At 33.0% G+C, this 12,676-nt stretch carries 13 protein-coding genes and 1 pseudogene; 13 read left to right on the forward strand and 1 reads right to left on the reverse strand.

The window, feature by feature from the left end; genetic code table 11:
- The first annotated feature begins 215 nt into the window (after positions 1 to 215).
- From JMUB898_RS02725 to JMUB898_RS02755, 7 genes and pseudogenes are all read left to right on the forward strand, one after another.
- On the forward strand, positions 216 to 575 hold the full coding sequence (locus JMUB898_RS02725) for a DUF4467 domain-containing protein (RefSeq protein WP_037541642.1): 360 nt from the start codon (positions 216 to 218) through the stop codon (positions 573 to 575).
- A 26-nt stretch (positions 576 to 601) separates the two neighbouring features.
- Entirely contained in the window at positions 602 to 1,195 is a 594-nt protein-coding gene (locus JMUB898_RS02730) for a DsbA family protein (protein ID WP_002444066.1), read from the forward strand.
- Between the two features lie 244 nt (positions 1,196 to 1,439).
- Positions 1,440 to 2,408, forward strand: a pseudogene (locus JMUB898_RS02735) (metal ABC transporter solute-binding protein, Zn/Mn family); the annotation flags it as partial.
- A gap of 117 nt (positions 2,409 to 2,525) precedes the next feature.
- Entirely contained in the window at positions 2,526 to 2,993 is a 468-nt protein-coding gene (locus tag JMUB898_RS02740) for an SRPBCC family protein (RefSeq protein WP_002444064.1), read from the forward strand.
- An 80-nt stretch (positions 2,994 to 3,073) separates the two neighbouring features.
- Positions 3,074 to 3,256: a hypothetical protein gene (locus tag JMUB898_RS02745; RefSeq protein WP_370444535.1), complete on the forward strand. Its 183-nt coding sequence runs from the start codon at positions 3,074 to 3,076 to the stop codon at positions 3,254 to 3,256.
- A gap of 134 nt (positions 3,257 to 3,390) precedes the next feature.
- The gene (locus JMUB898_RS02750; RefSeq protein WP_002444063.1) at positions 3,391 to 4,212 is read left to right on the forward strand and encodes a formate/nitrite transporter family protein; all 822 of its coding nucleotides are present in this window, start codon (positions 3,391 to 3,393) and stop codon (positions 4,210 to 4,212) included.
- A gap of 188 nt (positions 4,213 to 4,400) precedes the next feature.
- Positions 4,401 to 4,937: a GNAT family N-acetyltransferase gene (locus tag JMUB898_RS02755; RefSeq protein ID WP_002444061.1), complete on the forward strand. Its 537-nt coding sequence runs from the start codon at positions 4,401 to 4,403 to the stop codon at positions 4,935 to 4,937.
- Positions 4,938 to 5,297: 360 nt separating this feature from the next.
- On the opposite strand, the gene nikA is transcribed toward JMUB898_RS02755, so the two are convergent.
- Positions 5,298 to 6,773 (reverse strand): nickel ABC transporter substrate-binding protein, encoded by a 1,476-nt coding sequence (gene nikA, locus JMUB898_RS02760; protein WP_002444059.1) that lies wholly within the window; start codon positions 6,771 to 6,773, stop codon positions 5,298 to 5,300.
- 53 nt (positions 6,774 to 6,826) lie between these two features.
- Here nikA and JMUB898_RS12745 point away from each other — a divergent pair, with 53 nt between their 5' ends.
- The 6 genes from JMUB898_RS12745 (at position 6,827) to cobA (ending at position 12,495) form a co-directional block, all read left to right on the forward strand.
- Positions 6,827 to 7,273, forward strand: coding sequence for a class I SAM-dependent methyltransferase (locus tag JMUB898_RS12745; protein ID WP_232019005.1), 447 nt, complete (start codon positions 6,827 to 6,829; stop codon positions 7,271 to 7,273).
- Complete coding sequence (locus JMUB898_RS12750; protein ID WP_232019006.1) at positions 7,242 to 7,550, forward strand: hypothetical protein; 309 nt, start codon at positions 7,242 to 7,244, stop codon at positions 7,548 to 7,550. The genes JMUB898_RS12745 and JMUB898_RS12750 overlap by 32 nt, the downstream gene beginning before the upstream one ends.
- Before the next feature lie 471 nt (positions 7,551 to 8,021).
- The gene (locus JMUB898_RS02770; RefSeq protein ID WP_037541640.1) at positions 8,022 to 8,741 is read left to right on the forward strand and encodes a sirohydrochlorin chelatase; all 720 of its coding nucleotides are present in this window, start codon (positions 8,022 to 8,024) and stop codon (positions 8,739 to 8,741) included.
- A 95-nt stretch (positions 8,742 to 8,836) separates the two neighbouring features.
- The gene (gene nirB / locus JMUB898_RS02775; protein ID WP_044466786.1) at positions 8,837 to 11,242 is read left to right on the forward strand and encodes a nitrite reductase large subunit NirB; all 2,406 of its coding nucleotides are present in this window, start codon (positions 8,837 to 8,839) and stop codon (positions 11,240 to 11,242) included.
- 3 nt (positions 11,243 to 11,245) lie between these two features.
- Positions 11,246 to 11,560, forward strand: coding sequence for a nitrite reductase small subunit NirD (gene nirD, locus JMUB898_RS02780; protein ID WP_002444050.1), 315 nt, complete (start codon positions 11,246 to 11,248; stop codon positions 11,558 to 11,560).
- A complete protein-coding gene (cobA, locus tag JMUB898_RS02785) occupies positions 11,551 to 12,495 on the forward strand; it encodes a uroporphyrinogen-III C-methyltransferase (protein WP_002444048.1) in 945 nt (314 codons plus the stop codon). Before nirD ends, cobA begins: the two co-directional genes overlap by 10 nt.
- The last annotated feature ends 181 nt before the right edge of the window (positions 12,496 to 12,676 follow it).

Raw genomic sequence — 12,676 nt, forward strand, 5'->3', positions numbered from 1 at the left:
TTTACCCCAACTTAAATAATCTTAATAAAATCATAAAATTAAGAATAACTAGCATCGTAGCTCTATTCGTTATATGATAGAATTTATAATGAAAGAGTGAGATTCTAGCATTGCTCATTTTTGAAAAGGAATTCAATGAATGTATAATGTATAGACTTTCACGGTAATTTAATTTTCTACTAATTAGAATAAGTAGAGAGGCAGGAGTGAGTAGTTTGAAGAAATTGGCAGTTTCTTTAGCTGTAATCGCAGTATTGTTAGCAGGTTGCAGTAGTAGTAAATACACAGATAAAATTGATAAAGCTGTGAAAATGCAAGACAAAAAACAAGAAAAAATTGCTAAAAACGATTCAGGCGATGAAGTCAAACATTTTGATAAAAAAGATGCAAATATCTATGTTTTTAATAAAGGGAAATATGTCATTCTAGCTTATAAACCATTAAGTGATGATGCAGAAGTTCATTATTATACTTATGAGTTTAAAGGTAAAAAGGCACATTACAAAGAAAACTTTAATTCAAAAGGTTATTACCAATCGCATGAACCTGACTATAAAGAAGAGAATATGAAATAATCGCGTTTTAGCAAGAAGGAGCACCAATGAAAAAAGTAATTGGATTAATGAGTGTCATAACTATTATTCTATTGTTTGGATGTTCAAAGCAACCTAGTTCTACTAATGATGTACAAAATGGAAAGCCACTCATAGTGATGTATGGTGATTTTAAATGTCCATATTGTAAGAAAGTAGAAGACAATGTGATGCCTAAATTAAAGAACAACTATATTGATAAAGATAAAGTAAAATTCCAATATGTGAATTTAGCCTTTTTGGGAAAGGATTCTATTATAGGTTCTAGGGCACAACATGCAGTCAATCACTATGCACCTAAGTATTCACTCCAATTTCAAAAGTTAATGTTTGAACAACAACAAGATGAAGATAAACAATGGATCACTCATAAATTAGTAGATCAACAAATTGATAAATTAAATATAAGTCAACATAGTAAAGATAAAATTAAAAAAGACTATAAAACTAAAGATTCTGAATCATGGAAAGCTGCTGATAAAGATAAACAAATAGGTAAGGAACATCATATTAAACAAACACCAACAGTATTTATTGAAGGTAAAAAAGTTAAAGACCCATACCATTTCAGTAGTTATGAAACATTATTGAAAGACAAATAATACTATCTTAAAAAGAAGAGACAAACGTATTTTAATAAAAGAACAAAGTATTGATTTTAATTGGCCTCTATAGTGAATGTTATAAATTCATTATAGGGGCCATTATTTTATTTTGATTCATTTTGAAGGACTTTTTTACCATTCAAATAGATATCAATCATACTTTTTTGAAAAACACCTTGTAATTTAGTGAAGTTAGGTTTATACTTTTAAATCGTAATAATTACTATTTAGGAGGCTGTTTATGAAAAAGGTATTAAGTTTATTATTCATTATCCCTTTATTTGCTGTAATTTTAACAGCGTGTGGAAATGATGATAACAAAAAGCAAGATGGGAAAGTCACTATTAACACGACAGTATACCCACTTCAATCTTTTGCAGAACAAATAGGTGGAAAGCATGTTGATGTGAAATCAATTTATCCAGCAGGTACGGATTTACATAGTTATGAGCCTACTCAAAAAGATATATTAAATGCGAGTAAGGCAGATTTATTTGTCTATACTGGTGACGATTTAGATCCAGTCGCTAAAAAGGTTGCTAGCACAATCAAAGATAAGAACAAAAAACTTTCTCTTCAAGATAAATTAGACAAATCAAGTTTACTTCCTGACCACCATCATCACGGTGAAGAGCATGAGGGGCATGAGGAACACGAACATCATCACCACGGAGAATATGACCCGCATATCTGGTTAGATCCTAAGATGGATCAAACATTTGCTAAAGAAATCAAAGATACGTTAGTTAAAAAAGACCCTAAACATAAAAAAGAATATGAAAACAATTATAAAAAATTATACAAACAACTTAGTGATTTAGATAAAGATATGAAAAAGGTCACTAAAGACAAAAAGAACCATACCGTATTCATTTCACATGAATCAATGGGTTATTTAGCACATAGATATGGATTCAAACAAGAAGGTATTCAAAATATGAATGCTGAGGATCCATCACAGAAAGAATTAACTCAAATTGTTAAAGAAATCAAAGATAGTAAAGCGAAATATATTCTTTATGAAGATAACGTTGCGAATAAAGTGACAGAAACACTCCGTAAAGAAACAGATGCGCAACCACTCAAATTTTACAACATGGAATCTTTAAATAAAGATCAACAAAATGATAAAGATTTATCATATCAATCATTAATGAAAGAAAATATTAAAAATATAGATAAAGCTTTATCAAACAATACAAAAACAAAATAGCAATACGACATTGAGTCCTCAGTCGAATGATTGAGGGCTCTTAATACCTTTTAAAATGTATTTCTGTTACGATAAAGACACTAATAAAACAGAGATAAAATGTGAGGGTTAATTATGCCAATAAAAAAAGAAAAGAACAGAATTATTTTTTCTAGAACATTTAATGCACCGGCGAATAAAGTATTTGATACATATACTCAGAAAGAACTTTTCGAGCAGTGGTTTTATCCTGAAGGTGCTTCTGTAGAAGTGTATCAATTTAATGCTGTTGAGGGTGGAAAAGCATTTTTCGCAATTAAAGCACCGAATATGACAAGTTATACAATTACGGAATATCAGAAAGTACAAAAGCCACATCGCCTTGAATACTTAGATTATTTTGCAACGCCACAAGGAGAGAAAGATACATCTATGCCAGGTATGCAAATTTTAATGGATTTTAAAGAGAGTAATGGTAAGACAACTGTAACTTCTACATCTGTTTTCCCAACACAAGATGCTGCTCAACAAGCTTTAGATATGGGTGTGGAACAAGGCATGAACGGTACCTTAGACAATTTAGAAGCGCTATTAGAGAAATAATGTCATAAATATGTCAGAGTCAAAAAGTCTTATATCATATATAATTAGAATTAAGAAAATATCATGCAAGAGAGGTATATATGATGAAACAAAGATATTTGAAAGTATTGGGACTTTACACATTAACTACTGGCATATCCACAATGTTAGTTACTTCTAATTGCGTATCTAATAAGGCATTAAGATTTATTTTAAGAACAGCACTCGGATACGGCATATTTGCATATTGCTTACACTTTTTAGCTCAACGTAAGCGCAAATAGATCTCAACGTCACTCTAAAGTAGGGGTGGCGTTCTTTTTTTATGGAAAATAAAATTTAATATACACTTATCGAGCGCTAACTAATATAATGTAAAAGTATCATTAAATGCGTGAGGTAGGGAGAGAAAGTAAATATGTTCAAGAATAAGAAAAACATTGAAGATACATATGCTACAAAAGCTATTGTTCACAACATAGCAGGTCAAGTTCAAATGAAGGAGGTTATGGCGGATAAGACACCAACTCGTTATGCCTTAAAATCGATGATGGCTGGGTTCTTGCTATCTATTGTTACGGTTTTCATGCTCGCAATTAAAACACAATTTGCGTCTACACATAATGATGGATTAATTAACTTAATGGGTGCCATTTCTTTTAGTTTGGGACTTGTACTTGTCGTGCTTACTCACTCTGAGTTGCTTACAAGTAATTTTATGTATTTAACAGTGGGTTGGTACTATAAAGTAATAAGTATGAAGAAAGTCGTTTGGATTTTTATTTTCTGTTTTATTGGGAATATTATTGGTGGATTTATTCTATTCTTCTTAATGAAGTTTTCACACGTGATGACACCTGAGATGACAGACAGTTTAACTACACTCGTTCACAAGAAAACAGTCGAGTCGACATGGCTCAACATATTAGTTAAAGGTATTTTTTGTAATTTCTTCATCAACATAGGTATTTTTATATCTTTACAATTTAAAGAAGGACTAGCCAAAGCATTTTTCATTGCTTGTGGTGTCATCGTCTTTGTCTTTATGGGCTACGAACACGTTGTATTTAATGCTGGTCTATACGCTGGTATGATTTTCTTTAATGCAGATGCGCTATCATGGATTGACGTCATTAAGAATATTGTCTTTGCATTTATTGGTAACTATATCGGTGGTGGCATTTTCGTAGGTTTAGTGTATGCATATTTAAACGGTAAACGTGACAGTTTATCTCAATAAACTTTAGCAGGTTCATTTTTTGAACCTGCTTTTATTTTTGGAAAATAATAAAATGACAGCTAATGACATGAGTACGCCTTCATATTTAAAAAGATTAATTAGATCATATAAGCTCAATTAATGGACATCGATAAGCCGACAAGGTAGGCTATGACTCATGTTCATTGTTAACGTTTGGGAGTGAAAATATGTCAGAAATAAATATAAGAATAGCAAATGAAGAAGATGCAGAAGCGCTACATCAACTAATGTATGATGCCTTTACACCGTTAAGAAAATTAGGCATTGATTGGCCATCAGTGAATGCAGATTTAAATATGGTCAAAGAAAATATCGTGAATAATACGACCTTTGTGATGGAAAAGGATAATGAAATGATTTCAACAATCACTGTTAGATATCCATGGGGTAGTGTAAGAAGTATATCTGGATATCCTTTCGTATGGTGGTTTGCTACAAAGCCTGCATACGATGGACAGGGGTATGGGAGTCGATTATTGAAATATGTAGAAGAAGATTTCTTAAGAGATACATTAAAAGCTGCTGCGGTCACATTAGGTACTTCCGCTCGATTACATCCTTGGTTGCTACAAATCTATAAAAAAAGAGGGTATGAAATATACGCAGAACATGAGAATGACGATGGCGATTTAGGTGTGATTATGCGTAAAATATTGATACCTGAACGATTTGAAGAGAAAATACTAGGACAACCACCATTTTAAAAACTGAGCTAAGATTGATTAAAAAAACCATCACATTTTAAATCAATAATATATAAACGAGTGATTGGCTCAAAAGAATTATTCTCAAAAGATAAACGAAGTATTTATGGCGAGACTCCTGATTTCTTTAAAAATGAACTTAAGTGCGAAGCACTTAAGTAAGCAATTCTAATGATTGAAATCAAAGAATTGCTTTAAAGACCAAGGCTGAGACGGCACCCTAGGAACGCGAAGCCATACAATACGAAGTATTGAATATAAAAGTAGCAGTAAGAAGATTCTAATTGAAATCCTCTTACTGCTATTATTTTTTGGAACTCTCTTAAATTAAGATTAATTTCTCAAATTCTACTTAAGAGATTATTCTTTTTTACTTACTTTATAATCAATTAAATATATAGACTCTGGTGTAACGTTGAAGTTTTGAACTTTGTTGCTTACACCATCTATTTGACTGTTATAAGTGATATAACTATTCGGTATATCATCTTTAGATTTTTCTAAAATATCATTTGTCACTGACGCACGTTGTTTTTCTCCAAAAGTCGTATTTAACTTATTAATAAGTTGAGTAACTTCTTTGTTGTTGTAATGACCTTTGTTGAGTGCACCATTTGGTAAGTACGCTGTATTGAAGAAGTAACCTGTATCACCACGAGGTACAGTTAAATAACTATACATGGACACATCCCATGCTTTCGTATCTTTTAAGTAACCATCAATATCATCTACATTACGTAATTGAATATCAATATTCGCTTTTTTAGCCTCAGATTGAATAACTTGGCCAATTTTAGGTAATTCTGGGCGTCCATCATAAGTGACCATATTGATTTTAAGTGGGTGAGATTTCGTATATCCTTCTTGTTCTAATAATTTCTTCGCTTTTTTAATATCTTGATTTTGAACTTTTCCATTTTCCACTGTTTTAAGTCTGTGATTGAAAGGTCCTGAAGCGGGCTTAGCATAATTTTTAGATACATCTTTAGCAATTTCTTTACGATTGATAATCATATCAAATGCTTTTCTAACATTTTTATTCATCTTTTTACTTTCATGATTATATAGTAGTAAATGTGTTCTAAATCCTGATGTACTTTGGATTTCTGCTTTTTTCGAATTTTTTACATCATTGATTCGATCTATTGGCACATCAGTCGTTAAATCAGATTTGCCTGACAATAGATTATCTACACGTGTATTACCATCTTCGTGGTAAGTTACATTGATTTTCTTCAATTTAGGTTTCCCTTGCCAGTAATCTTTGAATTTAGAGAGTTCAAGTTTTTGTGAACGTTTGTAATTATCTATTTGATAAGGTCCTGTACCTACTGGCTTATCACTCACTTTACTTTTCGCTTTCACATCGTAAATCGCTGCGAATGGACTCGCCAATTCTGATTTTAATTCAGGATAAGGTTCTTTAGTTGTAATTGTGACTTTTTGACCATCTGCATCAATTGATTTAATCGGTAGTGAACCTTTTAATAAATCACTTTTCTTCATACCTTCTTCGAGACTTTCTTTCACTGCTTGACCAGTTAATTGTCGTCCATCTTGGAATTTAATTTTATCTTTTAAAGTCAGTTCTAATGTACTATCTGATTTTTGTTTATAACTTTTAACTAATAGAGGTTTAACTTTCCCATCTTTAGACATTTTGAAAAGTGATTCTAAAGCACCTACTTTAACAGGGATATCAGTCTCATATGGCGCAATTGACTTCGTCTTTAATGGGATATCGATGTTTAAGGTATCTTTATCAGTTTTTGAATGATTACCACAGCTTGCTAAAATAAAAGATACCATTACAATAAGAATTATAAACTTTTTCATAAAACAAGTCCTTTCTATAAATAAATGAACATAATATGTGATAGGAGAACGATATGTCTAACATTAAAAGTAACATTATCAACTACTGGAATAAGCGATCTCAATCTTTCGTACAACACAAAAAAGAAGAGCTTCACAGTGAACAGGCACAACTTTGGATTAACGAAATTGAACGCTATGTTCATCTAGATAGTATACAAACCATTTTAGATATTGGAACGGGAGCAGGGTTTTTAGCAATTTTATGCTCCAAATACGATTGTGATGTGACTGGTATTGATATTTCACCTGAAATGATTCATCAAGCTCAGAACTTATCACAAGAATTAAACGTTCATATTCAATTCAAAGTGATGGATGCTGAAGGTTTAAACTTTGCGGATGACTCCTTTGATCTTGTCATTGCTCGCAATGTGACTTGGTTAATGACAAATCCTTCCAAAGCTTATGAAGGAGTGGTTAAGAGTATTGAAACCACACGGTCATCTTTTAAATTTTGATGCGGATTATGGAAAAGATAATTTTACGCAAATATCAGATTTGTCGAATAGTCATGCGCATAACGATTTAGAGTTTTCAATGCTCAAAGAAAGTGAACATCTAAAAAATGCGATAGATATTAATCAGCACACTCGACCAACATATGACTGTCAGATTCTAGAAAAATGTAATGTATCTAAAATAGAAGTGGATCCAAGTGTATATCAAAGAGTGAATCGTCCACAAAGTCAATTCTATAACCCATCTCCGTTATTCGGTATACATGTTGTTAAGTAAAATAGCATAGTTTTAAATACAAATTCTAAACCAACTCTTTAAAGATAATGCTTTGATACCAATACTTCGTATTGACTAGCTCCCTTGCCGCGGGCATGGCTTGAGCCTGTAGTCTCAAGACACATGCTACTCCTGCAGGCGTGTCGCCATCAATACTCCGTTAAGCAAATGTGAGTTCTTGATGGAGAAGGGTTTCTAGTAGTTTGCTTCACTAATTTTACTTAGTAACAATCATAGTTTTAAATATTATTATTTTTAATTTTAGACATATTTGTTATTCGCTAACATATTGATTATATAACTTATAATGAAAAATTAAAAATTTTTGTCAGATTTAATGACGTAAATAATTTCGTGAGGACATTCCCTCATGTTTGGGATAAGGGGATTCCCTACTTTTTAAAATAATGTGAAAATAATCACAAATATTCGAAAAATTGTTATACAATGCAGTTGAAAGGATTGGTAATAGTGATAGGTAACATATTAGTCGCGCACGGTATGAGAAAAGGTGAACAAAACAGGGCATTAGAAGAATTTATTACTACACTCCTGAAAAATGAAGACTACCATTATGAGTTGGCCTTTCTAGAAAGTGATACTCAAAATTTAGAGATTACAATGGAAAAAATGATTGAAAAAGGAGTTTCAAGATTTAGAATTGTTCCATTACTCATATTTAGAGCGATGCATTATATCGGTGACATTCCTGAAATTTTGAAAGAAATGAAGGTCAAACACCCTCACATAAAGAGTGAAATGAGTGAACCACTTGGTACACATCCTTATATGAAAAAACTTGTAGAAAAAAGAATTGCTGACGTAAAATTACAAGAAACATCAAATGCTGCAACGGTTATTATCGCACATGGTAACGGAAGTGGTCGATTTACGAAGGCACATGATGAACTTAAAGAATTTGTTAAAACAATTGATTCAAATCAACCAGTATACGCTAGAGCGTTATATGGTGTTTTAACATTTAGAAATGACTTAGACGAAATCTCGAAGAACTATGACGACCTGATTATCGTGCCTCTATTTTTATTTGATGGTCGCTTAGTAAATAAAGTCAAACGTCTTATTTCAGAAATGGACATTCATTGTGATTTGCATATCACGCCATCAATCAATTTTGATACGATTTTAAAATTGATTATTCGTGAACGTTTGGAACAATTGAATGTTTAATGTTACTTGACTCACTACTTCCTTAGTTTAGACCTTATTACCAATCCTTTAGCAACAGATGGTAAAGTAATTTTTAATGTTAGAGGAGCATATATATGTCTAAACAAAAATTAGTAATGATTGGCAATGGTATGGCAGGAATCAGAACGATAGAAGAAATTATCAATCGTGATGCAAATCGATATGACATCACTGTCATTGGTAAAGAACCTTATCCTAACTATAACCGCATCATGTTATCTAATATTTTACAGAATAAGATGACTGTAGAAGAAACAATAATGAATAGTTATGATTGGTATGCTGAAAATCGTATTACTTTAATTAATGATGACCCAGTTGTAAAAGTGAATAGAGAAGCTCAAAGTGTTATGACGCAAAGTGGCAAAGAAGTCAATTATGATATTTGTATTTTTGCGACTGGTTCAAAAGCGTTCGTTTTACCTATTGAAGGTTCAGATTTACCTAGCGTGATTGGCTGGAGAACGATTGAAGATACTGAACGAATTATCGATATTGCCAACAAAAAGAAAAAAGCAATTGTAATTGGTGGGGGATTACTTGGTTTAGAATGTGCTAGAGGTTTACTTGATCAAGGTATGGAAGTCACAGTTTTACACCTTGCTGAATGGCTCATGGAAATGCAATTAGACCGTAAAGCTGCCGACATGCTTAAAGCAGATTTAGAAAAGCAAGGCATGCATTTTGAATTACAAGCAAACACTAAAAAGATTATAGGAAATGACGATGTTGAAGCTGTCCAACTCGCTGACGGTCGAGTCATCGAGACAGATTTAGTTGTGATGGCAGTAGGCATTAGACCTTATTCAGAAGTTGCTAAAGATGCAGGATTAGACGTTGAGCGAGGTATTGTAGTTAATGATTACTTACAAACGTCTGACGCTCATATTTATGCTATAGGTGAATGTGCGCAACATAATGGTAAGGTATACGGGCTTGTAGCTCCTTTATATGAACAAGGTAAAGTACTAGCTGATTATTTAACTGATAATGAAACGAAGGGCTATAAAGGTTCTACAACGTTTACTTCATTAAAGGTTTCAGGTTGCGATTTATATAGTGCGGGTCAAATTGTGGAAAATGAAGAAGTACATGGCATTGAAATCTTTAATAGTATAGACAATATCTATAAGAAAGTTTATTTAAACAATGGACAAGTCGTAGGTGCGGTATTATATGGCGATACAGACGATGGTTCTCGTTTTTATAATATGATGAAAAAACATGAATCATTAGAAGACTATACCCTTGTGTCATTATTACACAAAGGAAATGAAGCATCTGGTACGTCAGTTGCTGACATGGCTGATGATGAAACAGTATGTGGTTGTAATGGTGTGGACAAAGGAACGATTGTTAATGCAATTACTAAAGAAGGACTCACATCAGTAGATGAAGTAACGCAATCAACGAAAGCGGGTAATTCTTGTGGTAAATGTAAGAAACAAATAGGAGAAATACTTCAATACACTTTAGGAGATGACTTTGTTGCTGCGAAGCCTGCAGGTATTTGTAGTTGCACAGATTTAACTAGAGATCAGATCGTAACACAAATTAGAGCTAAAGGACTTAAAACATCCAAAGAAGTCAGACATGTTCTGAATTTCAAAGATAAAAATGGATGTCCAAAATGTCGTCCAGCTATTAATTACTATTTGAATATGGTATATCCATTCGAACATCAAGATGAGAAAGAATCACGCTTTGCGAATGAACGCTACCATGCCAATATTCAAAATGATGGAACATTTTCAGTGATACCTCAAATGAGAGGCGGCGTGACTGATGCCGATCAATTAATTAGACTCGGAGAAGTGGCTAAGAAATATAACGTCCCATTAGTTAAAGTTACTGGGTCACAACGTGTAGGGTTATATGGTTTGAAAAAAGAAGAACTACCTAAAGTATGGGAAGATTTAGGCATGCGTTCAGCTTCGGCTTACGGTAAAAAAACACGTTCAGTTAAAAGTTGTGTAGGGAAAGAGTTTTGCCGCTTTGGTACGCAATATACAACACGTTTAGGTATTAGACTTGAAAAAACATTTGAATATATTGATACACCTCATAAGTTTAAAATGGGCGTTTCAGGTTGCCCAAGAAGCTGTGTTGAGTCTGGTGTCAAAGACTTTGGTGTCATATCAGTCGAGAACGGTTTCCAAATCTATATTGGAGGTAATGGTGGCACTGATGTCACTGTGGGACAATTGCTCACAACAGTTGAAACAGAAGATGAAGTCATCCAATTATGTGGTGCGCTCATGCAATATTATAGAGAAACAGGCATCTATGCAGAAAGAACAGCACCTTGGCTCAACCGTTTAGGCTTTGAAAATGTTAAAGAAGTTTTATTGGATAAAGATAGACAACAAGAGTTATTCAATCGAATTATGGAAGCTAAAAAAGCAATTGAAATGGAGCCATGGCAAGCTATTGTAGAAGATAACAATGCACAAAAAATCTTTGAAGTTGAGAAGGTGTAATAAATGAAAGCAATGGAAAAGGTAAAAGTCACTACTATAGACGCGTTAACGCCTCTTATTGGTAAAAAGGTTATCGTAAACGAAAAAGAAATCGGCATCTTCTTAACTGAAGATGGAAAGGTTCACGCTGTAAGTAATATATGTCCGCATAAACAAGGGCCATTGTCAGAAGGAACAGTGAGTGGAAAGTATGTGTATTGTCCGTTGCATGACCAAAAAATAGATTTGGATTCAGGAGAAGTTCAAGAGCCTGATACAGGATGTGTGAGCACATATCAAGTTGAAGTGATTGATGGAGATGTCTATCTATGTCTGTAGATTCAATGGGCAAGGTTTACCTGGTCGGAGCAGGCCCTGGAAATCCTAATTTACTAACCAAAAAAGCAGAAAAATTAATTAGAGCCGCTGATGTGATTCTCTATGATCGCTTAGTTAACCCATTGATTTTACAATATGCACCTCCACATACTGAAATGATTGATGTAGGCAAGAAACCTTATTTCAAACATATTCAACAAGACGAAATAAATATGAAAATGGTTCAAATGGCTAAAAAATATCATTGCGTTATCAGACTAAAAGGCGGCGATCCAGCAATATTTGGGCGAGTAACTGAAGAAATCACTACGCTTAAAGCGTATGGTATTGAACATGAGATTGTACCTGGAGTGACTTCAGCGAGTGCAGCAGTTGCATCATTAAATACTGGCTTAACAATGAGATCAATCGTACCAAGTGTCACTTTCTCAACAGGTCATTTTAAAGATTCGTCCAATCGAGAAACAGATATTCGTAATTTAATTAACGGTGGTACTTTGGCTATTTATATGGGAATTAAACGATTAGGTCATATTATTGAACAAATTACAGCTTACACAAACGAAGACTACCCTATAGCAATTGTATTTAATGCCACATGTTACAACCAACAGGTAGTGACAGGTTATTTAAGTACGATTGAAGAAACGTTAAGTCAAACGCATTTCGATGGACAACCAGGTATCTGCATTTTAGGTTCGTTAGTGAAATATATCGATCAATCCAATTTTAATATGGAGAAAATGGCTGAGGATGTAATGCCAACGTTATACCTTATTAAAGGTGATAAAGAACTGGCTTTAAGAAAAGCTGAAGAACTGTATGAAGAAGGGAAACAATGTTTATTAGATTATGATGAGCAATATCACCCATCACAACAAACCATTTATCAAAATTTAATCAATCAATATCATATTGAATATATTGAAGTTTAGAAGACGCTATACTTCTTATTTTAATTTACTTTGCTAATGAAATGAGACCATGAATTCAATTTCGAATTCATGGTCTTTTTTAGGGATTAAACATGTTTAATTAGGCATTTCCCTAATATCTAAACTTTGTGAAAAAATATACAATCTATTTGAACGTAATAACAATGATAGGAATGTGAAA

Origin of the sequence: Staphylococcus caprae (assembly GCF_003966625.1) — a bacterium.
Lineage (GTDB): Bacteria > Bacillota > Bacilli > Staphylococcales > Staphylococcaceae > Staphylococcus > Staphylococcus caprae.